A 23297-nucleotide genomic window follows, 5' to 3' on the forward strand; every position below is an offset into this window, starting at 1 on the left:
CTTTGGTTCTAATAAGTAAAAAGGTCGCTAATGCGACCTTTTTCGTTTCTCACGCTACACTAAAAGATAAGCACGGTGGCTTTCTTATTGTGGAGCTAGCTTGATGTCAAACTAGCTTATTTGCGTGGAATCTCGATTTTACGTGCTTCTGACTGACGGAACAGTACTAGAACTTTACCGATAGTCTGTACTTTCTCAGCTTTAGATTCACGTACAATTGCATCGATAATCAGTTGCTTAGTCTCACGGTCTTCTGATGCAACTTTAATCTTGATCAGTTCGTGGTGGTCTAGAGCCAATTCGATTTCCGCTAGAACAGCTTCAGTAAGTCCATTTGCGCCCATTAGCACGACAGGTTTTAAACTGTGAGCTAGGCCCTTTAGATGCTGCTTTTGTTTGGTACTTAGGTTCATTACGCGGCCAATTTTATTTAGTATTAGGGTTGAAAAAACCTATTTTAACGCCATCTAAAGCTGAAGACTATAATTTATTCAGCAATTAGTACTTTCCTCCAGTTTAGGTATCCAATGAGCAAACAGAAACACTCGGCCAGTTCAGGCCGTTGGTTGAAGGAACACTTCGACGACAAGTATGCAAATGAAGCAAGAAAAAGAGGCTATCGTTCGCGTGCTTATTTCAAAATGGAAGAGATTCAAACGAAAGATAAATTGCTGACTCCTGGGATGACCATTGTGGATTTGGGCGCAGCCCCTGGCGGTTGGTCTCAATATGCTGCTAAGATTATCGGAGACAACGGTCAAATCATTGCTTGTGACTTGCTACCTATGGATCCGATTGCTGGAGTGAGCTTTTTACAAGGCGATTTCCGCGAAGAAGCTGTGCTAGATGCTTTGTTGGAACGTATACAACCAAACATGGTTGATGTAGTGATGTCTGATATGGCACCTAATATAGCAGGCAACAATTCTGTGGATCAGCCGAGAGCTATGTATTTAGTTGAATTAGCTTTGGATATGTGTCGACAAGTTCTAGCTACCAATGGTAGTTTTGTTGTAAAAGTATTCCAAGGCGAAGGGTTTGACCAATATGTTAAGGACGTCCGTGAGATGTTTAAAACAGTCAAAGTGAGAAAACCCGACTCTTCTCGAGCTCGCTCTCGTGAAGTGTTTATCGTAGCAACTGGTTACAAAGGTTAACGATTCTCTTCCAAGAGTGAGAGTTAACAACATGGCTACAGGTTACAAACTGTAGTACCCTACCTTTAATTACAATTAGTTATCGAGAGGCTTACACCTTGAGTGACATGGCAAAAAATTTAATTCTGTGGCTTGTTATCGCGGTAGTGTTGATGTCGGTATTCCAGAGCTTCGGCCCTGGGGAAAGTAACGGCAGAGCAGTAGATTACACCACATTTGTACAGGAAGTTGGCCAAGGCCAGATTCAAGATGCACAGTTCAATAACAGCGAGATCACTTTCACACGTCGTGGTGGTGGCTCTAAGTATGTAACTTACATGCCTGTTTATGATCAAAAGCTACTTGATGACTTAATTAATCAAAACGTAAAAGTTCAGGGTACACCACCTGAAGAGCAGAGCCTGCTTGGCACTATCTTCATCTCATGGTTCCCAATGATCTTACTGATTGGTGTGTGGATTTTCTTCATGCGTCAAATGCAAGGCGGCGGCGGCGGTAAAGGCGCGATGTCTTTTGGTAAGAGCAAAGCTCGAATGATGAGCGAAGAACAAATCAAAACGATGTTTGCTGATGTTGCTGGTTGTGACGAAGCAAAAGAAGACGTGAAAGAGCTTGTTGATTATCTTCGTGACCCAAGTCGTTTCCAAAAACTGGGTGGTAAGATCCCGACAGGTATCCTGTTGGTCGGTCCTCCTGGTACTGGTAAGACATTGCTTGCAAAAGCAATTGCTGGTGAAGCGAAAGTACCATTCTTTACTATCTCAGGTTCTGACTTCGTTGAAATGTTTGTTGGTGTCGGTGCATCTCGTGTGCGTGACATGTTCGAACAAGCGAAGAAAGCAGCGCCTTGTATTATCTTTATCGATGAAATCGATGCTGTTGGTCGTCAGCGTGGCGCTGGTGTTGGTGGTGGTCACGATGAGCGTGAACAAACACTAAACCAAATGCTGGTTGAGATGGATGGTTTCGAAGGTAACGAAGGTATTATCGTTATCGCTGCGACTAACCGTCCAGACGTACTTGACCCAGCATTGCTTCGTCCAGGCCGTTTTGACCGTCAAGTGGTGGTTGGTCTACCAGATGTACGTGGTCGTGAACAGATTCTTAAAGTACACATGCGTAAGGTTCCACTATCAGGCGATGTTGAACCATCTCTGATTGCTCGCGGTACACCCGGTTTCTCTGGTGCAGACCTTGCGAACCTTGTGAACGAAGCGGCTCTATTCGCTGCTCGCGGTAACAAACGCAATGTATCGATGGTTGAGTTTGAATTAGCGAAAGACAAAATCATGATGGGTGCTGAGCGCCGTTCAATGGTTCTGACTGAAGAAACGAAAGAATCGACGGCTTACCATGAAGCTGGTCATGCAATTGTTGGTCGTTTAGTGCCTGAGCACGATCCAGTGTACAAAGTATCTATCATCCCTCGTGGTCGAGCGCTTGGTGTTACTATGTATTTACCAGAACAAGATCGTGTAAGTATGAACCGTCAACACCTAGAATCGATGATTTCTAGCCTATACGGTGGTCGTCTTGCTGAGGAATTGATTTACGGTTCAGACAAGGTATCGACAGGTGCATCAAACGATATTGAGCGTGCCACTGATATTGCTCGTAAGATGGTGACTCAATGGGGCTTCTCTGAAAAACTAGGCCCTCTTCTTTATGCAGAAGAAGAAGGTGAAGTTTTCTTAGGCCGCGGAATGAGCAAAGCGAAACACGTCTCGGATGAAACCACTCGACTTATCGATGAAGAGATTCGTATCCTAATTGATCGTAATTACGCTCGAGCGAAACAAATACTCGAAGACAATATGGATTTAATGCACTCAATGAAAGATGCATTAATGAAGTATGAAACGATTGATGCGGGTCAAATTGATGATTTGATGGATCGTAAAACCGAGATCCGTGAGCCTGCTGGTTGGGGGGAGCAAGTAAAAGCAGAACCTGAAAAGGAAGAAGCCAAGCCTGAAGCTGAAGTTAAATCTGAAGAACAAGCTAAAGCCGAACCAGAAGCTGAAGAGTCGAAAGTTGAAGAAGTTAAATCTGAATCAGATGATACTCAAAACAAAGATTCTTAATCGCTAAGCTATAAATTAAAACCCTGAGTACGCTCAGGGTTTTTCTGTTTATAGCCTAAAGTGTTTTTTACTCTTTAAGACCTGCCTTTCATGATATTAAAAGCAAATAATAAAACGCTCGTTTTAGATCGCCCACATGTAATGGGTATCCTCAATGTCACGCCTGATTCTTTCTCTGATGGCGGAAGATTCAACTCATTAGACAATGCATTGCTGCAAGCTGAACGAATGATTCAAGCCGGCGTTAGCATTATTGATATTGGTGGTGAATCGACTCGCCCTGGAGCTCCGGACGTTTCCTTAGAGGAAGAGCTCGCTCGAGTTATTCCTGCAATTAAAGCGATTCGTGCCAAGTTTGATGTTTGGATTTCTATTGATACCAGCAAAGCCGAAGTGATGCGCCAAGCTGTTGAAGCGGGTGCTGATTTGATCAATGATGTACGCGCTTTACAAGAACCAGGTGCCCTACAAGCGGCCGCTGAGGCTAATGTTCCTGTTTGCCTGATGCACATGAAAGGCCAACCAAGAACCATGCAAGCTAGCCCAGTTTACGACGATGTTCTAATGGATGTTGAAGCATTCTTACAAGAAAGAGTGGAAGCTTGTGAGGCTGTAGGAATCTCAAAAGAACAGCTGATTCTGGACCCTGGTTTTGGTTTTGGTAAAACCATTGAACACAATTACCACCTATTAGCGCACCTTGAAAAATTTCATACGCTTGGGTTGCCAGTTTTAGCTGGGATGTCGAGAAAATCGATGATCTTTAAGCTACTGGACAAGGCCCCAGCAGATTGCATGGTAGCCAGTGTCACTTGCGCGACTATCGCTGCAATGAAAGGCGCACAAATTATTCGCGTTCACGATGTTGAAGATACATTGGAAGCGATGAAGATAATCGAAGTGATGAATAACAATCACTAATAATAATTAAGGAAAATCAATATGTCTGATAAAAGACGTTACTTCGGCACAGATGGTGTACGTGGCAAAGTTGGCCAATACCCGATTACACCTGATTTTGTTCTGAAGCTTGGCTGGGCTGCAGGTCGTGTTCTTGCGAAGCAGGGCACCAAGAAAGTGATCATTGGTAAAGATACTCGTATCTCTGGCTATATGCTTGAGTCTGCGTTAGAAGCTGGCCTTGCTGCTGCGGGTCTTCAGGCTACGTTTACTGGCCCAATGCCAACACCTGCTGTTGCTTACTTAACACAAACTTTCCGTGCTGAAGCTGGTATCGTTATCTCTGCATCGCATAACCCTTTCTATGACAACGGCATTAAGTTCTTCTCTTCTGAAGGCACTAAATTGTCGGATGACATTGAGTTGGCTATCGAAGCTGAACTAGATAAAGATATCGAGTGCGTGGAATCTTCTGCATTGGGTAAAGCTGTACGCTTAAATGATGCAGCTGGCCGTTATATTGAATTTTGTAAAAGTACATTCCCACACAAAATGACGTTAGCGGGCATGAAAATTGTGGTGGATTGCGCACATGGTGCGACTTACCACATTGCGCCAGCGGTATTTAAAGAGTTGGGCGCTGAAGTGATTGCAATGGGTGTTGAGCCAAATGGTACTAACATCAACCACGAAGTGGGTGCGACAGATGTGCGTGCTCTGCAAGCTAAAGTACTTGAAGAACAAGCAGCGTTAGGCCTAGGCTTTGATGGTGACGGTGACCGTATCATCATGGTTGACGAGCTAGGCAACAAAGTTGATGGTGACCAAATTGCTTACATCATTGCTCGTGATGCACTGCGTCGCGGTGAGTTGAAAGGTGGCGTTGTTGGTACACTAATGACCAACCTTGGTATGGAAAATGGCCTTAAGCAATTAGGTATTCCATTTGTACGTGCTGCTGTTGGTGACCGTTACGTCATGGAGCAACTTCTTGCTAAAGGCTGGAAGATCGGGGCAGAAAATTCGGGTCACGTTATCCTATTGGATAAAGTGACGACGGGTGATGCTATCGTTGCTGCTCTGCAAGTGTTGGCTTCAGTTGTTGATAGCGAAATGACACTGAATGAGCTGTCTCAGGGCATGACGTTATACCCTCAAGTTCTAGAAAACGTTCGTTTCAGCGGAGATTCAAACCCACTAGAAGCCGAAGCGGTAAAAGCAGCGGTTGTTGAAGTAGAAGCAGAGCTTGGCGAGAAAGGTCGTGTGCTATTACGCAAGTCTGGTACCGAGCCACTACTGCGTGTCATGGTTGAAGGCGAAGATGCTGAGCTTGTTCAATCTTCAGCGCTTAAGATCGCTGATGCAGTAAAAGCAAACTGCTAATTTAACCTTTTACTTAACCAGCGAAACGAATAGCGCCTGTGATTAGAAGTGATTGAGTTATATCACGGTCAAAAGATATAACGGTTAAGAGATATAACGGTCAAAAGAGACGTAAATGAGTTTTGTGTCGCTTTTGACCTTTTTTTAACCATTCGCTTGGTAAAGGCTTATTTTTTAGCAAATTCCCCTTGTCAGCCATCGTCGCATTCGCTAGTATTGCTCGGCCTTCAGTTAGGAGGTCGCTAGCCTTGTTCTTGAAAATAGTTTTTTGAACGGCGCTGGCTCAACAATTAGGAACATAGGTGGAAAAATGTTTACAGTTCTACTTGTGATTTACCTGTTGGCAGCGCTTGGTGTAATTGGCCTAGTGTTGATTCAACAAGGTAAAGGCGCAGATATGGGAGCCTCTTTCGGTGCTGGCGCTTCAAACACTGTGTTTGGTGCTGGTGGCTCAGGAAATTTTCTTACCCGAATGACTGCAGTTTTTGCAACTACATTTTTTATCCTTAGCTTAGTGCTTGGTAATATGTCTACACATAAAACTGAGTCACAATGGATTGACCCGACTCAAGGTCAGGTAATTCAGCAAGCTGAAGATGCAGTGAGTGAAGTTCCGACGCAAGGCGACGAAATTCCACAATAAGCTGCAAAGATTTGATGCCGAGATGGTGAAATTGGTAGACACGCTAGCATGAGGTGCTAGTGCCTTAGGGTGTGAGGGTTCGAGTCCCTCTCTCGGCACCATGTTTACAAACTTGTAAAACATCTTGTTGGGCGTATAATGCTCACAAGTCGGACGCGGGATGGAGCAGTTTGGTAGCTCGTCGGGCTCATAACCCGAAGGTCGTCGGTTCAAATCCGGCTCCCGCAACCAATTTCAATGCTATTATATAGCTTGTATTGGTAGCAAGTTTGCACAGTGTGAACCTCACTGTGAGTTAAGTGTGATATCGAATGTGATGACACTTAACATATAAGGGTCCAGCAACAAAAACCCCGGCTTATACGGGGTTTTTTGTTATCTAAGCATTTGTAAATGCCTTTAGATGATAATGTTTGCTTGGAATTTAAATTGGGCTTTGAGCCCTTTTTTTGTTTCTGGAGTGGTTAAATGACTGGTTTAGAGAGACAACTTACTGAAATGCTTGACGCTCCAGTAGCAGCATCAGGTTATGAGTTAGTTGGATTAGAATTTATTCGTGCTGGTGAGCACTCAACGCTACGTATTTACATCGATTCACCAAATGGTATCAATGTAGATGATTGCTCTGAGGTTAGTCACCAAGTAAGTGCCGTAATGGACGTTGAAGATCCAATTTCAGTGGCTTATAACCTTGAAGTGTCTTCACCAGGTTTAGAGAGACCACTGTTCAAAGCAGAGCATTACCAACAATTTATTGGTCACGAGGTAAGCATCGTTTTGAAAATGGCTGTCGGCAACCGTCGTAAATGGAAAGGTGATATCCAATCTATCGAAGGCGAGACAGTGAAAGTATTGGTTGAAGGACAAGAAGAAGAATTCGTCCTGAGCAATATTGCGAAAGCTAACCTGATCCCTAAATTTTAGTTCTCCTAGAGAGAAGAGCTTAAGAGGCTAGATTAATGAACAAAGAAATTTTGGCGGTAGTAGAAGCTGTTTCAAATGAGAAAGCAGTTCCTCGTGAGCGTATTTTTGAAGCGCTTGAAATCGCGCTTGCAACGGCAACAAAAAAGAAAAGCGAATTAGAAATTGAAGTTCGTGTAGAAATTGACCGTAAAACGGGTAATTTCGAAACTTTCCGCCGTTGGGAAGCTGTTGAGGAAGTTGAATTCCCAACAAAAGAAATCTCTATTGAAGCTGCAAAGTACGATGATCCAGAGATCGAACTTGGCGGTTTCATTGAAGATGATATCGAATCAGTAACGTTTGACCGTATTACGACTCAAACGGCTAAGCAAGTTATCGTACAGAAAGTACGTGAAGCAGAACGTGCTCAAATCGTTGAACAGTTTATTGACAACGAAGGCGAGCTCGTAACTGGCGCAGTTAAGAAAGTTAACCGTGACACAGTTATTCTAGACCTCGGTAACAACGCTGAAGCGGTAATCCTTCGCGACGACCAACTTCCTCGTGAAAACTTCCGTCCAGGTGACCGTGTTCGTGGTCTTCTTTACGCAGTTAAACCAGAAGCTCGTGGTTTCCAGCTTTTCGTTACTCGTTCGAAGCCAGAAATGCTAGCTGAACTATTCCGCGTTGAAGTGCCTGAGATTGGTGAAGAGCTAATTGAACTTAAAGGTGCTGCACGTGACGCTGGTTCTCGTGCTAAAATCGCCGTGAAAACAAACGACAAACGTATTGACCCTGTTGGTGCGTGTGTTGGTATGCGTGGTGCACGTGTACAAGCTGTTTCTAATGATCTTGGCGGTGAGCGTATCGATATCGTTCTTTGGGACGATAACCCAGCTCAGTTCGTTATTAACGCAATGGCGCCTGCTGATGTTGCTTCAATCATCGTTGATGAAGATGCACACTCTATGGATATCGCTGTTGAAGCCGATAACCTGGCACAAGCGATTGGCCGTAGCGGTCAAAACGTACGTCTAGCTTCTCAACTAACGGGTTGGGAACTGAATGTAATGACTGTTGCTGATCTAGAGAAGAAGCACCAAGAAGAAGCAGTTGCTTCTATTGAAAACTTCATGAAGCACCTAGACATTGAAGAAGACTTTGCTCAAATGCTTGTTGAAGAAGGCTTCTCTACACTTGAAGAAGTGGCATACGTTCCTGTGAACGAGCTTCTTGAAGTCGACGGTCTAGACGAAGGTATCGTTGAAGAACTACGTAACCGCGCGAAAGACGCACTGACTACTCTAGCGCTAGCGAAAGAAGAGACTTTCGACGGTGTTGAGCCAGCTGAAGACTTACTTGCACTTGAAGGTCTTGAGCGTGAAATGGCTTACAAGCTAGCAGCAAAAGGCGTTGCGACATTGGAAGACCTAGCTGACCAAGGCGTTGATGAACTAGAAGGCATCGAAGACCTAACTGCAGAGCGAGCAGGCGAGCTGATTATGGCTGCGCGTAACATCTGTTGGTTCGGCGACGAAGAATAATTCAGCAAGGAGAGAAAGCGGTATGACACAATTAACAGTTAAAGCACTGAGTGAAGAGATTGGTACGCCAGTTGACCGCTTAATTGAACAACTTGCTGATGCAGGAATGAAGAAAGCAGGGTCGGATCAAGTGACTGATTCAGAGAAGCAAACATTGCTAACGCACCTTAAAAAGGAGCATGGCGATACTTCTGGCGAAACAGAACCGACTCGTTTAACTCTTCAACGCAAGACCCGCAGCACGCTAAGTGTTGCTGCTGGAGGCGGTAAGAGTAAGGATGTTCAAGTAGAGGTACGTAAAAAGCGTACTTACGTGAAGCGCAGCACTATTGAAGATGAAGCGAAACGTGAAGCTGAGGAAGTAGCTAATCGTGAAGTGGAAGAGAAAGCACAACGCGATGCTGAAGAGCAAGCGAAACGTGATGCTGCAGAGAAAGCACAGCGCGAAGCCGAAGAAAAAGTAACACGTGAAGCGGATGCAAAACGTGATTCTGAAGAGAAGGCTCAACGCGCACAAGCTGAAAAGGCTAAAAAAGACATGAATTCAAAAAATGCAGACGCTAACGCACAAGCGAAAAAAGAAGCGGATGAACTTAAAACTCGTCAAGAGCAAGAAGCAACTCGTAAAGCCGAAGCTGAAGCAGCTAAGCTTGTTGAGGAAGCTCGTAAGTTAGCAGAAGAGAACCAAGAACGTTGGTCTGAAGAAGAGAAGAAGAAGAAAGAGCAAGAGAAATCTGCGGATTACCATGTGACTACTTCTACTTATGCTCGTGAAGCAGAAGATGCGGCTGATAAAAAAGATGAGAAAGCTCCTCGTCGTCGCAAGAAGAAACCTGCTCCAGCAGCTCAACCTGGCAACAACCGTGGTGGTCGTAACCAACGTGGTCGTGGCGGTAAAGGTAAGCTTGCTAAACCAACTTCAATGCAGCAAGGCTTTGATAAGTCAGCAACTGTTGCTAAATCTGATGTTGCTATTGGCGAAACTATCGTTGTTTCTGAACTGGCTAGCAAAATGTCAGTTAAAGCAACTGAAGTTATCAAAGTAATGATGAAGATGGGCGCTATGGCGACTATCAACCAAGTGATCGACCAAGAAACAGCACAACTTGTTGCTGAAGAAATGGGTCACAAGGTTATCCTACGTAAAGAAAACGAACTAGAAGAAGCAGTGCTAGCTGACCGTGATAGCGATGCTGTCGCAGAAGGTCGTGCTCCTGTTGTTACTATCATGGGTCACGTTGACCACGGTAAAACTTCTACACTTGATTACATTCGTAAAGCACACGTTGCGTCTGGCGAAGCTGGCGGTATCACACAGCACATTGGTGCTTACCACGTAGATACTGACAACGGCATGATCACGTTCCTTGATACTCCTGGACACGCGGCGTTTACAGCTATGCGTGCTCGTGGTGCTCAAGCGACAGATATCGTTGTACTTGTTGTTGCCGCTGATGATGGCGTAATGCCACAAACAATCGAAGCAATCCAGCACGCGAAAGCGGCAGGCGTTCCTCTGATTGTTGCTGTGAACAAGATCGACAAAGAGGGTGCAAACCCAGACAACGTTAAGAATGAGCTAGCTCAATACGACGTTATCCCTGAAGAATGGGGCGGTGAGAACATCTTCGTTCACATCTCTGCAAAACAGGGTACAAACATCGATGGTCTTCTAGAAGCTATCCTTCTTCAGTCTGAAGTTCTTGAGCTTACAGCGGTTAAAGAAGGCATGGCATCTGGTGTTGTTGTTGAATCTCGTCTTGATAAAGGCCGCGGTCCAGTTGCAACAGTACTAGTACAGTCTGGTACTCTTAACAAAGGCGATATCGTTCTTTGTGGTCAAGAGTACGGCCGTGTTCGTGCAATGCGCGATGAAAACGGTAAAGACATCGAAACTGCAGGTCCATCTATCCCTGTAGAAATTCTAGGTCTTTCTGGCGTTCCTGCTTCAGGTGATGAAGCAACGGTTGTACGTGATGAGCGTAAAGCGCGTGAAGTTGCGAACTACCGTCAAGGTAAATTCCGTGATGTTAAACTAGCTCGCCAACAAAAAGCGAAACTAGAGAACATGTTCGCGAATATGACGGCTGGTGAAGTTGCTGAACTTAACGTTGTACTTAAAGCTGACGTTCAAGGTTCTGTAGAAGCAATTGCTGACTCTCTACTGAAACTGTCAACTGACGAAGTTAAAGTTAACATCGTAGGTTCTGGTGTTGGTGGTATTACGGAAACTGATGCAACTCTTGCAGCTGCTTCTAACGCTATCATCCTTGGTTTCAACGTTCGTGCTGACGCAACTGCGCGTGGTACTGTTCAGAATGAAAACCTAGATCTACGTTACTACTCAATCATTTACCAACTGATCGACGAAGTGAAACAGGCGATGGGCGGTATGCTTGCTCCTGAATTCCGTCAAGAGATCATTGGTCTTGCTCAAGTTCGTGACGTATTTAAGTCGCCTAAACTTGGTGCAATCGCTGGTTGTATCGTTACTGAAGGTACGATTAAGCGTAGCAGCCCAATCCGCGTACTTCGCGAAAACGTTGTTATCTACGAAGGTGAACTAGAGTCACTTCGTCGCTTTAAAGATGACGTTCAAGAAGTTAAAAATGGTTACGAGTGTGGTATCGGCGTTAAGAACTACAACGACGTTCGCGTTGGTGACCAGATCGAAGTATTCGAAATTGTTGAAGTTAAACGTACTCTAGACTAACCAGTCAGTACGACTCGACATATTGACTAAGGTTACTAACATTACCTGTAAAGGTAATAAGTAATCGGTTGTTGAATACACCATGGGGGGCTGGTAATTACCAAGCCCCCCATCTTTCTAAGTGAGAAAAGAAAATGTCAAAAGAATTTAGCCGCACACAACGTGTGTCTCAGCAGCTTCAAAAAGAGCTCGCACTTATCCTCCAACGTGAAGTTCGTGACTCACGCATTGGTATGGTAACTATTTCAGATGTAGAAGTGTCTCGTGACCTTGCATACGCAAAAGTGTTCGTGACTTTCCTATGTATCGGTGAGCAAACACCTGAATCATGTCTTGCTGCTCTTAAAGAGCATGAAGTGCCAGTTCGTATGGCTCTTGGCAAGCGTATTCGTCACCGTCTAACACCTGAAGTTCGTTTTACTTACGACAACACATTGGTAGAAGGCATGCGTATGTCTAACCTAGTAAGTGAAGTACTGAACGATGACAAGCGTAAGCAAGAAGAATCTGGCCGCGCTGACGAAACTCAGTCTAAGGATGAAGAGTAATGGCTCGCCGTCGTAAAGGTCGCCCTATAAATGGGGTAATTCTGTTAGATAAGCCAACAGGCATTTCATCTAATGATGCACTGCAAAAAGTAAAGCGTATTTACTTTGCAGAGAAGGCAGGGCACACCGGTGCTCTGGATCCTCTTGCGACTGGCATGCTGCCAATTTGTCTTGGTGAAGCAACGAAGTTCTCTCAGTTTCTTCTAGATTCTGATAAGCGCTACGTTGTTGTCGCGAAGCTTGGTGAGCGTACCAACACCTCAGATTCTGATGGTGAAGTGGTTGAAACGCGTGAAATCAACGTGACTCAAGATCAACTTGAACGCTGCATTGCAAGCTTCAAGGGTGAAACCGACCAGATTCCATCAATGTTCTCAGCATTGAAGTATCAAGGTAAGCCTTTGTATGAATACGCACGTGCAGGTATCGAGGTTCCTCGTGAGTCTCGCAAGATCACTGTGTATTCTATTGAGCTACTTCGCTTTGAAGGCGATGAAGTTGAGATGGAAGTGCATTGTTCTAAAGGGACTTACATCCGCACAATTACCGACGATCTTGGTGAAATGCTAGGTTGTGGTGCTCACGTGACAATGCTTCGTCGCACTGGTGTTGCAAAGTATCCGTATGAACGTATGGTTACGTTAGAGCAGCTGAACGAAATTCTAGAGCAAGCACAAGCGCAAGAGATTGCTCCTAAAGAGTTGCTTGATCCATTGTTAATGCCAATGGACACCGCTGTAGAAGACTTACCTGAAGTTAACTTGAATGCGGAACTGACTGATCTTGTTCAGCACGGTATGCCCGTTCAAGTCGCAGGCGCTCCTGCTGAAGGTATCGTTCGTATGACAAGCGGTGAAGAGAAGCTGTTTGTTGGCGTTGCTCAAATTGCTGAAGATGGCCGAGTTGCACCTAAGCGTTTGGTTGTTTTCAGAGATGAAGAGCCACAAGCATAACGCTGAAACCTAGTTACGTATTGGCGCTTAGCCTGGAAAAGCGAATCAATAATATAGAAAGCGAGCCCTTAATTTTAATGGTTCGCTTTTTTCGTTTTTCATGAGTTCGATTGTTATTGCACCAACTCGTAAACTTCCCTATAATCCTCGGCTCGCGTAGCGGCTGAATCAGAGATTGGCTGCTACAAATATAAACTTACTCTTATCAGGAGAGATTTATGTCTCTGAATGCAGAAACTAAAGCAGCAATCGTTGCAGAATACGCACAATCTGAAGGCGACACAGGTTCACCAGAAGTACAAGTAGCACTACTTACTGCTTCTATCAACCACCTACAAGGTCACTTCAAAGCGCACAAACACGATCACCACAGCCGTCGTGGTCTATTACGTATGGTTTCTAGCCGTCGTAAGCTTCTTGATTACTTGAAAGGCAAAAACCTTACTCGTTACCAAGATCTAATCAAGCGTCTAGGCCTACGTCGCTAATAGCGATGTCTGCAAAGACAGTTTGAAGAAAAGGAGCATTTATGCTCCTTTTTTGTACCCGTAAGAAAATGTTTGGCCGGATGCTCAGAATATCATCTGGCTTTTTCTGATAGGAAATATCTCTCCTAATAAAAATAGTTTATACTACGCCCGCCTATGCGTTTTCAACGCTGGGCAATCAACCTCTCAAGACGTTACAGTCACAGATGTCGGCCAATAGGTCGCGACTATTCAAAGGCGGATTTGGTCTTAATTCGGCGTATGAACTCATACAAAGAAGCATCATTCCCAAGTCTCTTTTCACTAGTCGCGATTGGTAATATCTTGAGTCAATCTTCACTTAATCTAAAGTCATGACTTTAGAGCTAAGGATATACAATGTTTGAAAAACCAGTTGTAAAATCGTTCCAGTACGGTAACCACACCGTTACTCTAGAAACGGGCGTAATGGCACGTCAAGCTACTGCTGCTGTAATGGCGACTATGGACGATACATCAGTATTCGTTTCTGTTGTTGCTAAGAAAGAAGCTGTTGCAGGCCAAGATTTCTTCCCTCTAACAGTTAACTACCAAGAGCGTACATACGCTGCGGGTAAAATCCCTGGTGGTTTCTTCAAGCGTGAAGGTCGTCCTTCTGAAGGCGAAACGCTAACAGCTCGTCTGATTGACCGTCCAATTCGTCCACTTTTCCCAAGTGCGTTTAAAAACGAAGTTCAAGTTATCGCTACGGTTGTTTCTATCAACCCTGACGTAAACCCAGACATGATCACTATGATCGCAACGTCTGCTGCGCTTGCTATCTCTGGTGCACCATTCAATGGTCCTATCGGTGCTGCACGTGTTGGTCACATCGACGGCGAACTTGTTCTTAACCCATCAAATACTGAGCTTGAAAACTCTAAACTAGACCTAGTTGTGTCTGGTACAGAAGGCGCAGTACTTATGGTTGAATCTGAAGCAGATAACCTATCTGAAGAAGAAATGCTTTCAGCTGTTGTTTACGGTCACGACCAACAACAAGTTGTAATCAAAGCAATCAACGAGTTTGCTGCTGAAGTTGCAACTCCATCTTGGAACTGGGAAGCGCCAGCAGTTAACACTGAGCTTAAAGCTAAAGTTGCTGAGCAAGCTGAAACACGTCTATCTGACGCGTACCAGATCACTGAGAAAATGGCGCGTTACGAGCAAGTTGGCGCAATCAAGAGCGACACTGTTGAAGCTCTAATTGCACAAGACGAAAACCTAGATGAGCGCGAAATCCGTGGCATGCTTGGTTCTCTAGAGAAAAACGTAGTACGTAGCCGCATCATTGCTGGCAACCCACGTATCGATGGCCGTGAAAAAGACATGGTTCGTGCGCTAGACGTACGTACTGGTGTTCTTCCACGTACACACGGTTCTTCTCTATTCACTCGTGGTGAAACTCAAGCACTTGTTACTGCAACGCTTGGTACACAACGTGATGCTCAAATCATCGACAGCCTAATGGGTGAGAAGAAAGATAACTTCCTTCTACACTACAACTTCCCTCCATACTGTGTAGGTGAAACTGGTTTCGTTGGTTCTCCTAAGCGTCGTGAAATTGGTCACGGTAAGCTTGCTAAACGTGGTATCCAAGCAGTAATGCCTTCTGTTGACGAATTCCCATACACAGTTCGTGTTGTATCGGAAATCACAGAATCTAACGGTTCTTCTTCAATGGCTTCTGTATGTGGTACATCTCTAGCACTTATGGATGCTGGTGTTCCAATCAAAGCTTCTGTTGCGGGTATCGCAATGGGTCTTGTTAAAGAAGGCGACGATTTCGTTGTTCTTTCTGACATCCTTGGCGACGAAGATCACCTAGGTGACATGGACTTTAAAGTAGCAGGTACTAACGCTGGTATCACTGCACTTCAAATGGACATCAAGATCGAAGGTATCACTAAAGAGATCATGCAAATTGCTCTTAACCAAGCGCAAGGTGCACGTAAGCACATCCTTTCTGTAATGGATGAAGCTATCTCTGGTGCTCGTGAAGATATCTCTGAATTCGCTCCACGTATCCACACAATGAAAATCAGCTCTGATAAGATCAAAGATGTTATCGGTAAAGGCGGCGCAGTTATCCGTGCTCTTTGTGAAGAAACAGGTACTACAATCGAAATCGAAGACGATGGCACAATCAAGATTGCTGCTACTGAAGGCGCAGCTGCTCAAGAAGCTATCCGTCGTATCGAAGAAATCACTGCTGAAGTTGAAGTTGGCCGCATTTACCAAGGTAAAGTTGCTCGTCTAGCTGACTTCGGTGCATTCGTTACTATCCTTCCAGGTAAAGATGGTCTAGTACACATCTCTCAAATCGCTGACAAGCGTGTTGAGAAAGTGTCTGACTACCTAACTGAAGGTCAAGAAGTACCAGTTAAGGTTCTTGAAATTGACCGTCAAGGCCGTGTACGTCTAAGCATGAAAGAAGCAGTTGAAACGCCAGCTGAAGGCGAAGCACCTGCTGCTGAGTAATTCTTAGCCTATTAATGGGACTATCGCTTTTTAGTGATTTCTAACCCATTGGTAAAAAAGCATGTTATAAAGGGGAGCATATCGCTCCCCTTTTTTATTGCGGTCATAACAGGAGTAATTATTTGTGAAATGGTTTCAAACCGCGAGTATGTGTTTACTGCTTGTACTAACTGGTTGTGCGACAACATCAGATAACACCTCACGTTGGGTTTATCCACCAATGGCTGTACCGCTTCAACCAAGTGTTCAGCAAGAAGTGCAAATAGCGCGCCTTAGTCAGTTATTACAGCGCCCAGACTTGAACGATGAAGTTCGAGCTAAAATGTTGTTCGAGCGTGGTAATTACTACGACAGCGTTGGCCTGCGTGATTTAGCGCGTCTTGATTTCAATCAGTCTCTTTCATTGAACCCCGCTCAACCTGATATCTTCAACCTTTTGGGTGTTTACTTTACGCAGGTAGGGGAGTTTGATGCCGCTTATGAATCTTTTGATTCTACGTTAGAGCTTGATCCTGCAAACTCATATGCAGAACGAAATCGCTCTATCGCACTCTACTATGGCGAGCGCTATGACTTAGCCAATGAAGAGATGATGAAGCACTACGCCGATGATCCTAGCGATCCGTTCCGCGCTCTGTGGCTTTACATCATTCAGCATGAACTCACACCAGAACAAGCAAAGCTTGATTTGCAAAAGCGTTACGAGAGTCGTGATGAGCAGTGGGGCTGGGTATTAGTTGCCATCATGCTTGACGATATTACCGAAGAGCAGGCATTCAAAGCTATTCTAACCGGGACTCGTGACAATACGCTCCTAGCTCAACGTCTGACTGAAACGTACTTCTACCTTGCTAAGCGTCACCACATGAATGGTGATTACGCGAATGCGATCTCTTTGTACAAGTTAGCGGTTTCTTTTAACGTGTATGAATACGTAGAACACCGTTACTCTTTCTTAGAGTTAAGCCGTATCTTCACCACGCTTAAAGCCGAGCATTTAGCGCAAGTTAAATTGGCTGAGGCCGAAGAAGAAGCTAACGCTAAGTAAGCGATACACTTTGATTCCGAAAAGCCGCTGCCTGTCAGCGGTTTTTTTATGCTCCTTTTTTATGCTCCTTTTTATAAACAAGGAGGGGGGGGCTCGTTTTTGATTGCATTTTATTTAAACAAGATTAAAATAGTTAGCCTTGCTAACTAAATGTAAATTCTGTGGTTGGAAATCTATGCTGGACCAAAATCTAGAAAAAATTGAACGCTTTGCTTCTAAGATATGGCGAACTCAAGTTAATGAAGATCCTATCTGCCAGTTGAGCTTCAATGAGTACGATTATTTGAAGGTCATTCAAGCATCGTTAGAGCCTATTCGACTAACAGACCTCGCTATTGAGATGCAGGTGACAAAACCTTCTGCGACGACTATGGTTCAAAGGCTAGAAAGAAAAGGTTTAGTTGAGCGCAAAGCGTCTCTTGAAGATGCGAGATCAAAGCTGGTGATTTTGACCCAAAAGGCTGAAGTCGGTTTGGAAGAAGAAAGTAAAATCTATCAGGTCATGGCACAGATACTGGAAAGTCGCTTGTCTGAGCAAGAATCCCACCAGCTGAACCTATTATTAAACAAGGCTTTGAAATAAATAATTTAGATATTTAGTTAGCCTTGTTAACTAGTTTTACGAGTCATATCCCATTGATATGCGACTCACTGAAGAAAGTAGAGTAAGAAATGAGTAACTCAATTAGTCGTCAATTCTGGCGATACACAATTCCTACGGTAGCGGCCATGTTAGTTAATGGCCTTTACCAAGTGGTGGATGGTATTTTCATTGGCCGTTATGTAGGGGCCGATGGGCTTGCGGGCATTAACGTCGCGTGGCCTGTTATTGGGTCGATCCTCGGTATTGGTATGCTCGTGGGAGTGGGGACGGGTGCGCTTGTCTCGATCCGCCAAGGAGAAAAAGACACCAAAGGCGCTAAGCAGATCTTAGCAACCGGTCTAACATTGTTGTTGGCGATAACCCCCATTGTTTCTGGATTGTTGTTTCTGTTTGCCGATAACTTCTTGCTTTGGCAGGGTGCTGAAGGGCGAGTGTATGAACTAGGCCTGCAATACTTACACATTCTGATTGGTGCTAGTGTCTTCACTTTAGGCTCTATCGCGATGCCGTTTTTACTGCGTAACGATGACAGTCCTAACTTGGCCACCATACTGATGATTGTCGGTGCGGTGATTAACATTGTATTGGATTACCTATTTATCGCGCAGCTTGGTTGGGAGTTGAAGGGTGCTGCATTGGCAACCGCAATTGCTCAGTTTGTAGTAACGGGTTTGGGGTTGGCTTACTTTTTCTCACGTCGAGCAAACTTACGCTTACGTTGGAATGAACTGAGACTGAAGTTCTCGGTGATTCCTGAAATCTTCGCCATTGGTACATCGAGCTTCTTTATGTACGCTTATGGTTCGATGATGGTGGCGCTGCACAATGCCTTGTTCTCTCAATATGGCGACCAGCTGATGATTGGTGCTTACGCTATTTTGGGCTACATAGTGACGGTTTATTATCTCACAGCGGAAGGTATCGCCAACGGCATGCAGCCATTAGTGAGCTACAACCATGGTGCGCGTAATCAAGCCAATATTCGTAAGTTACTTAAGATTGCGATGGTGAGTTCAGTATTGATCGGTGTCGTGTTTGTATTGCTGCTGAACGCATTCCCACGTGAGTTCGTTTCTGTGTTTAGTTCGGATGAACCTCAGCTAGTTGAGTACACAGTGTTGGGTATCCGACTGCACATGTTTGCACTGGCGCTTGATGGCTTCTTGGTGGTAGCGGGTGCTTACTATCAGGCGGTGAACAAAGGCAGTAAAGCGATGTTTGTGACGATAGGCAATATGCTTATCCAATTACCTTTCTTGTACATCATGCCTAAATTGTACGGTGTGCCGGGGATTTGGATTGCCTATCCACTGTCTAACATCGCGCTAAGCGTAGTGGTTATGATTATGCTCTATAAAGACGTAAAGAAGCTCGACGATGCGCCGCTAGAAACAGTGACAGCATAGGTCGATTTTCTTGAGCTAAATAAAAAAAGGTCTAGCGGTTGCTAGACCTTTTTTGTATCTGTTGCTGGCTAGTTCAATTCGAGGTACTAGATGTTCTTAACGTCTAAACCCGCAAGCTGATGCCAATAACCGTTGCATTGGCGGCTTTCAATGGTCTTTGGGTTTTGACCTTGTTCGTTCGCTCTGAAGTTATTGATTTCAGAGAAGGTATCGATGCCCAATGGGCTTAAACGAACCACATCAACCAAGTCATGCATGCTCGGTAGATCATTGACTAGGTTGTAGCAGTAACCGGATTGAGTTTGAATACCGTTAAGGTTAAAGACTGACTGGCCTTCTTGGCTATCGACCTGTAGGCCGGTAGGGTATTTGATGCAGCAGGTTTCGCAATCGTCTTTGGCTTTGTTTTCTGCGCGAGCGGTAAAGCATCGTGCTGAGTAAGCAAGCGGTAGGTAGCCGTGGCTAAATACTTCTACTTCGAACTTATTACGGATATTAAGCTCTTCGCACTGTGTCATTACGTTGCTTAGCCATTCGCGAGAAAGCTCAACAGGCATACACCAACGCGTCATACCTTGTTTCAAGAACAGGTTCAGAGTACGTGCGTTGTAGGTGTTAACCGCCGGGCCAACCACAAAAGGCACTTTGCTTTCGCTTGCTAATTGAATCGCAGAGACGTCGTTGGCTTCAATCGCAAAGTCACCGTTATCAATGTACTTCTTCATGATGTTGACTTCGCTTGGTGCTTCTAGCAATGCCATGGTGGAAAGTACGACTTGCTTACCTGAAGCCGACAGCTCTTTGGCAATATCCATCCAGTGTTTTGCTTTCATCTCACGACGCTTTGAACACACGGCTTCACCTAGATAGATGATATCAGCAGAGCTTGATTTCGCTTGTTCATAGAAGCTTTCAACGTCTTGTTTTGGCCAAAAATAAAGAAGAGGGCCTAATGCGTATTTCATTGAGTTCTCCATTTGGCTCTATTGCCATTTACGGTGATAAGCACCAAGCGTGGTTTGTGTACCTTCAGATACATTCGCCAGTGTCGCATTCCAAGCTTGTTCCACTTGGTATTGTTCTGGGTTCGCTAAGTAGCGGTCGATAGCTGCGCGCCAAGTACGAGTCACTTGCTCGACATAAGCAGGGCTACGTTGGCGACCTTCAATTTTCACTGAGGCAACGTTGGCAGCAAATAGCTCAGGAAGCATAGACAGCGTGTTGAGGCTGGTTGGCTCTTCAAGTGCGTGATAGCGTTTACGCTCACCATCGATCTCTGCTTCAAAGCGGCCTTTACACAGCGTTGGGTAGCCCGCGTTTTCGCCAGCTACGTACTTGTCGATAAGAATCTCATTCAAGCGTGACTCTAGGCCTGTTTCTGTTTCTTGCCAGCGAACGTATTTTGCTGGAGAGCAAGCACCAACGGTATTGGGTGATTCGCCGGTCATATATGAAGAGAGGTAACAACGACCTTCTGCCATGATGCACAAGCTACCAAAAGCGAATACTTCAAGGTCAACGTCAGAGGTGATGTTACGAGAAAGCTGTTTGACCTGATGAATCGACAATACGCGAGGCAATACCACACGCTTTACATTGAAGTTCTTGTGGTAGAAGTCGATTGCAGCCGCATTGGTCGCAGAAGCTTGAACCGATAGATGCAATTCTAGTTCTGGATATTTGTTTGCTGCGTACTCAAGCACTGCGATATCAGCAATGATCAGCGCATCAACACCTAGTGCTGCGGCGTTGTCTACGGCATTTGTCCAGCGTTCGAAGCCATTTGGGTGAGCAAAAGTATTTAAGGCAACGTGAATTTTCTTGTTCCGGTCATGCACATACTGCACAGCACGATCGAGCTTTTTACCCGCAAAGTTAAGGCCTGCAAAGTGTCGGGCATTGGTATCGTCTTTGAATCCGATATAGACAGCATCCGCACCACAATCAATAGCGGTTTTCAAAGCAGGTAAGTTACCCGCTGGGCATAAGAGTTCCATTTGCTCACTACCAGTAGAATGAAATTGAAGCGAGTATTTTATGAAGAATTATGAATGACGGAATTGATGTAAGGCAGGTTTAGATGGATAAATCTGCTTTTACTCCGTTTGGGGTACTGACTAGTAAGGCTTTTGTGCTTTGGTGTGGCTTTTGACTGGGGGATAGTTGAATCGTGTACTAGTTCTTATGGCGACGATTTTGGGCAAACAGCTCTTCGACGTCTTGTTTCGGTTGTGGGCGATAGAAGTGGAAGCCTTGAATTGAACTGCAGTTGAGGTTAGAAAGCAGGGTCGCTTGTTCACTGGTTTCGACGCCTTCTGCCACTACAGTTAAATCGAGAGATTTACCTAGGTTGATGATGTTTTCAATCACAGTGATTTGCTTTGGTAGCGTATCGATATCAGAAATGAAAGCACGGTCAATCTTAAGCTCATCAATTGGGAAGCGAGCCAAATAAGACAGAGAAGAGTAGCCCGTACCAAAATCATCGATAGATAAAGCAAAGCCGAGTTTCTTTATAGCGTTAAGCATTTGAAGTGTGTGTTCACTATCACTCATCACCGCGCTTTCTGTCAGCTCAAACGTAATAGCACTAGGGTCAAGCTCTGTTGAACGAAGTAACTTTTCAACGTAATCAATCAGTTTCGGGTTACCAAATTGCTCTGGAGACAAGTTGATAGCCACTCTACCTGGCAAGATACCTTGCATCTTCCAGCGCTTAACCGTGGCAAATACTTCACGCATCACCACTCGGCCAAGTTGTTCAATAAGGCCAGCTCGTTCCGCTACAGGGATAAATGCGGCAGGGCTGATGTAGCCTTCTACTGGGTGCTTCCAGCGCACTAACGCTTCTGCACCGTTGATGGTGAAATCACGCGCGTTGACCTTAGGTTGATACCAAACCTCAAGTCCATTCTGTTGCAGTGCTTTTTGTAGCTCTATCTCCAACCACAATCGCATACGCGCTTCTTTGTTCATCTGTTCGTTGAACTTGATCAGGCGGTTACGTCCACGATCTTTGGCTTCATACATCGCGGTATCGGCGTTTTGCAGCAGGATACGTGCGTCTGTGCCATCTTGAGGAAAGCTCACGCTGCCAATCGAGCAGGCTAAGCGCTTACTAAAGTGGTGAAGATCGAAGGGTTGATTGATCAGGGAAATGATCTTTTCAGCGAGCATTTCAGGCGTTCGCTGATGTTCAGGTTCTGGCAGGATAATACCAAACTCATCCCCGCCTAAATGACCAATAACGGCCTGACGAGGTAGTAAACGTTTTAGGCGTGAAGCAACCTCTTTAATCACTTTATCGCCAATGTGATGACCGAGTGAATCATTGATATTCTTAAAGTTATCAATATCTAAGTAGAGCATCACAACTGGCGTATCGTTTTGAATGAACTGCTCAAGACGTTTGGTAAACCCAACTCGGTTGTAGAGCTTGGTCAGTGCATCGATGTAGGCATCTTCACTGTTTGCAGGCGTATACTGCTTTGTGGTCTCTTGTGCATCTTGGATAAGCACAAGCTGAGTGTTACTTCCAAGAATAGTGGTGGAGTCGATGTTGAGTTGAACCTTACGTTCAAAGCCGCATCGGGCACCCGTTAAACAAACCAAACCAGACTCAGAAATAATAGAACTGAGGTTATTATTGAAGACTGTTTTGGTTTGTTCATCGATGAATAATCGTCCCAACTCTTCGCCAATTAACTCGGTGGTGGAGTTAAAGCCGAGCAAGCGTGCTGCTGCTGGGTTTGATGACAAGATGTAGTCACTTTCAACTAACAGTAATCCGTCAGGGAGTAGGTGAGATAGCTTGTGGAATTTCGCTTCGGATTCTTCTAAAGAACGGGCAAGTACTTGGTTTTCTGATGTGTCGAAGGCATGAAAGACAATGTAGTCGGTTTTGTTGCCATTCGTCAGCGGAGATAGGCTGAAATGAAGGCTGGTATCGAGGTCAGTTTCGTTGAGCGTGACTTCGGCCTCAATCGTTTCACCATTGAATGCACGCTCATAGTAAGGCTTAAGGTGTTGGTAGAATTGCTCACCTAATGTTTGGCGGTCATTCATGCCAGCAAGCTCGGTTTTACTCAAACCAGCAATATCGCAGTAACGCTCATTAACCATAAAATAGTTATGTTGGGCGTCAAGTACCGCAAAAAAGAACGGACTGTTTGCTGTTAGCTGGGTAAACCAATGTTGTAGTTGCTGGGGAGGCATCAAAGTACTACCAATTCTCCAAGAGCTTGAATATTCACTATCGATAAATATTTATTACTTTTTGTGTGGCTATCGATATTTACCTGTGAGTGCAGCGATCCGCTGTAATTCTCATGACCTGAGTTACTATAACTGTGATTTTCAGGATATTAAAGGTCGAGTATCAAACCGAAGTTAATTTGATACATAACAGTAACTGAGATTTCAAC

General features: G+C 44.7%; 19 protein-coding genes and 2 tRNA genes. 17 read left to right on the top strand and 4 right to left on the bottom strand.

Features of this window, described 5'->3' with window-relative positions; genetic code table 11:
- Positions 1 to 116: 116 nt before the first annotated feature.
- A complete protein-coding gene (yhbY, locus tag L3V36_RS09815; protein WP_004734509.1) occupies positions 117 to 413 on the bottom strand; it encodes a ribosome assembly RNA-binding protein YhbY in 297 nt (98 codons plus the stop codon).
- A 114-nt stretch (positions 414 to 527) separates the two neighbouring features.
- On the opposite strand from yhbY, the gene rlmE reads away from it, so the two are divergent.
- The 17 genes from rlmE (at position 528) to L3V36_RS09900 (ending at position 18873) form a co-directional block, all read left to right on the top strand.
- A complete protein-coding gene (gene rlmE / locus L3V36_RS09820; protein WP_004734508.1) occupies positions 528 to 1157 on the top strand; it encodes a 23S rRNA (uridine(2552)-2'-O)-methyltransferase RlmE in 630 nt (209 codons plus the stop codon).
- A gap of 107 nt (positions 1158 to 1264) precedes the next feature.
- Positions 1265 to 3241 (top strand): ATP-dependent zinc metalloprotease FtsH, encoded by a 1977-nt coding sequence (gene ftsH, locus L3V36_RS09825; RefSeq protein WP_029222733.1) that lies wholly within the window; start codon positions 1265 to 1267, stop codon positions 3239 to 3241.
- A gap of 90 nt (positions 3242 to 3331) precedes the next feature.
- Positions 3332 to 4162: a dihydropteroate synthase gene (gene folP, locus L3V36_RS09830; protein ID WP_102448403.1), complete on the top strand. Its 831-nt coding sequence runs from the start codon at positions 3332 to 3334 to the stop codon at positions 4160 to 4162.
- Positions 4163 to 4183: 21 nt separating this feature from the next.
- Entirely contained in the window at positions 4184 to 5524 is a 1341-nt protein-coding gene (gene glmM / locus L3V36_RS09835) for a phosphoglucosamine mutase (RefSeq protein ID WP_017084246.1), read from the top strand.
- A 310-nt stretch (positions 5525 to 5834) separates the two neighbouring features.
- Entirely contained in the window at positions 5835 to 6167 is a 333-nt protein-coding gene (gene secG, locus L3V36_RS09840; protein WP_004734504.1) for a preprotein translocase subunit SecG, read from the top strand.
- A 16-nt stretch (positions 6168 to 6183) separates the two neighbouring features.
- A tRNA-Leu gene (locus L3V36_RS09845) sits at positions 6184 to 6268 on the top strand.
- 53 nt (positions 6269 to 6321) lie between these two features.
- A tRNA-Met gene (locus L3V36_RS09850) sits at positions 6322 to 6398 on the top strand.
- A 237-nt stretch (positions 6399 to 6635) separates the two neighbouring features.
- Positions 6636 to 7091, top strand: a complete 456-nt coding sequence (gene rimP, locus L3V36_RS09855) for a ribosome maturation factor RimP (protein ID WP_004734501.1) — start codon at positions 6636 to 6638, stop codon at positions 7089 to 7091.
- Between the two features lie 35 nt (positions 7092 to 7126).
- Complete coding sequence (gene nusA, locus L3V36_RS09860) at positions 7127 to 8614, top strand: transcription termination factor NusA (RefSeq protein ID WP_004734499.1); 1488 nt, start codon at positions 7127 to 7129, stop codon at positions 8612 to 8614.
- A gap of 22 nt (positions 8615 to 8636) precedes the next feature.
- Complete coding sequence (infB, locus tag L3V36_RS09865; RefSeq protein ID WP_004734497.1) at positions 8637 to 11327, top strand: translation initiation factor IF-2; 2691 nt, start codon at positions 8637 to 8639, stop codon at positions 11325 to 11327.
- A 134-nt stretch (positions 11328 to 11461) separates the two neighbouring features.
- Positions 11462 to 11875 carry a 30S ribosome-binding factor RbfA gene (gene rbfA, locus L3V36_RS09870; protein WP_102448404.1) on the top strand — a complete coding sequence of 138 codons (414 nt, stop codon included), beginning with the start codon at positions 11462 to 11464 and terminating at the stop codon, positions 11873 to 11875.
- A complete protein-coding gene (truB, locus tag L3V36_RS09875; protein WP_102448405.1) occupies positions 11875 to 12828 on the top strand; it encodes a tRNA pseudouridine(55) synthase TruB in 954 nt (317 codons plus the stop codon). Before rbfA ends, truB begins: the two co-directional genes overlap by 1 nt.
- 218 nt (positions 12829 to 13046) lie before the next feature.
- Entirely contained in the window at positions 13047 to 13316 is a 270-nt protein-coding gene (gene rpsO / locus L3V36_RS09880; protein ID WP_004734493.1) for a 30S ribosomal protein S15, read from the top strand.
- A 378-nt stretch (positions 13317 to 13694) separates the two neighbouring features.
- Positions 13695 to 15815: a polyribonucleotide nucleotidyltransferase gene (gene pnp / locus L3V36_RS09885; protein WP_004734492.1), complete on the top strand. Its 2121-nt coding sequence runs from the start codon at positions 13695 to 13697 to the stop codon at positions 15813 to 15815.
- A 124-nt stretch (positions 15816 to 15939) separates the two neighbouring features.
- Positions 15940 to 16863 (top strand): lipoprotein NlpI, encoded by a 924-nt coding sequence (gene nlpI / locus L3V36_RS09890; RefSeq protein WP_004734491.1) that lies wholly within the window; start codon positions 15940 to 15942, stop codon positions 16861 to 16863.
- 175 nt (positions 16864 to 17038) lie between these two features.
- Positions 17039 to 17446, top strand: coding sequence for a MarR family transcriptional regulator (locus L3V36_RS09895; protein ID WP_004734490.1), 408 nt, complete (start codon positions 17039 to 17041; stop codon positions 17444 to 17446).
- Positions 17447 to 17535: 89 nt separating this feature from the next.
- Positions 17536 to 18873 (top strand): MATE family efflux transporter, encoded by a 1338-nt coding sequence (locus L3V36_RS09900; protein ID WP_208775220.1) that lies wholly within the window; start codon positions 17536 to 17538, stop codon positions 18871 to 18873.
- A gap of 86 nt (positions 18874 to 18959) precedes the next feature.
- Here L3V36_RS09900 and L3V36_RS09905 read toward each other — a convergent pair whose 3' ends face one another.
- The 3 genes from L3V36_RS09905 to L3V36_RS09915 all read right to left on the bottom strand — a co-directional run bounded on the left by L3V36_RS09905 (position 18960) and on the right by L3V36_RS09915 (position 23088).
- Positions 18960 to 19838: a U32 family peptidase gene (locus L3V36_RS09905; protein WP_004734488.1), complete on the bottom strand. Its 879-nt coding sequence runs from the start codon at positions 19836 to 19838 to the stop codon at positions 18960 to 18962.
- A gap of 18 nt (positions 19839 to 19856) precedes the next feature.
- Positions 19857 to 20870, bottom strand: a complete 1014-nt coding sequence (locus L3V36_RS09910; RefSeq protein WP_004734487.1) for a peptidase U32 family protein — start codon at positions 20868 to 20870, stop codon at positions 19857 to 19859.
- Positions 20871 to 21048: 178 nt separating this feature from the next.
- A complete protein-coding gene (locus L3V36_RS09915) occupies positions 21049 to 23088 on the bottom strand; it encodes a bifunctional diguanylate cyclase/phosphodiesterase (protein ID WP_017084241.1) in 2040 nt (679 codons plus the stop codon).
- Positions 23089 to 23297 lie beyond the last annotated feature (209 nt).

It is taken from the genome of Vibrio sp. G-C-1 (assembly GCF_021728015.1).
Taxonomy (GTDB): domain Bacteria; phylum Pseudomonadota; class Gammaproteobacteria; order Enterobacterales; family Vibrionaceae; genus Vibrio; species Vibrio splendidus.

Bases quoted from the DNA above. Each gene is read 5' to 3' on its own strand.
- yhbY (WP_004734509.1), bottom strand. From the start codon at position 413: ATGAACCTAAGTACCAAACAAAAGCAGCATCTAAAGGGCCTAGCTCAC.
- rlmE (WP_004734508.1), top strand. From the start codon at position 528: ATGAGCAAACAGAAACACTCGGCCAGTTCAGGCCGTTGGTTGAAGGAA.
- ftsH (WP_029222733.1), top strand. From the start codon at position 1,265: ATGGCAAAAAATTTAATTCTGTGGCTTGTTATCGCGGTAGTGTTGATG.
- folP (WP_102448403.1), top strand. From the start codon at position 3,332: ATGATATTAAAAGCAAATAATAAAACGCTCGTTTTAGATCGCCCACAT.
- glmM (WP_017084246.1), top strand. From the start codon at position 4,184: ATGTCTGATAAAAGACGTTACTTCGGCACAGATGGTGTACGTGGCAAA.
- secG (WP_004734504.1), top strand. From the start codon at position 5,835: ATGTTTACAGTTCTACTTGTGATTTACCTGTTGGCAGCGCTTGGTGTA.
- rimP (WP_004734501.1), top strand. From the start codon at position 6,636: ATGACTGGTTTAGAGAGACAACTTACTGAAATGCTTGACGCTCCAGTA.
- nusA (WP_004734499.1), top strand. From the start codon at position 7,127: ATGAACAAAGAAATTTTGGCGGTAGTAGAAGCTGTTTCAAATGAGAAA.
- infB (WP_004734497.1), top strand. From the start codon at position 8,637: ATGACACAATTAACAGTTAAAGCACTGAGTGAAGAGATTGGTACGCCA.
- rbfA (WP_102448404.1), top strand. From the start codon at position 11,462: ATGTCAAAAGAATTTAGCCGCACACAACGTGTGTCTCAGCAGCTTCAA.
- truB (WP_102448405.1), top strand. From the start codon at position 11,875: ATGGCTCGCCGTCGTAAAGGTCGCCCTATAAATGGGGTAATTCTGTTA.
- rpsO (WP_004734493.1), top strand. From the start codon at position 13,047: ATGTCTCTGAATGCAGAAACTAAAGCAGCAATCGTTGCAGAATACGCA.
- pnp (WP_004734492.1), top strand. From the start codon at position 13,695: ATGTTTGAAAAACCAGTTGTAAAATCGTTCCAGTACGGTAACCACACC.
- L3V36_RS09895 (WP_004734490.1), top strand. From the start codon at position 17,039: ATGCTGGACCAAAATCTAGAAAAAATTGAACGCTTTGCTTCTAAGATA.
- L3V36_RS09900 (WP_208775220.1), top strand. From the start codon at position 17,536: ATGAGTAACTCAATTAGTCGTCAATTCTGGCGATACACAATTCCTACG.
- L3V36_RS09905 (WP_004734488.1), bottom strand. From the start codon at position 19,838: ATGAAATACGCATTAGGCCCTCTTCTTTATTTTTGGCCAAAACAAGAC.
- L3V36_RS09910 (WP_004734487.1), bottom strand. From the start codon at position 20,870: ATGGAACTCTTATGCCCAGCGGGTAACTTACCTGCTTTGAAAACCGCT.
- L3V36_RS09915 (WP_017084241.1), bottom strand. From the start codon at position 23,088: ATGCCTCCCCAGCAACTACAACATTGGTTTACCCAGCTAACAGCAAAC.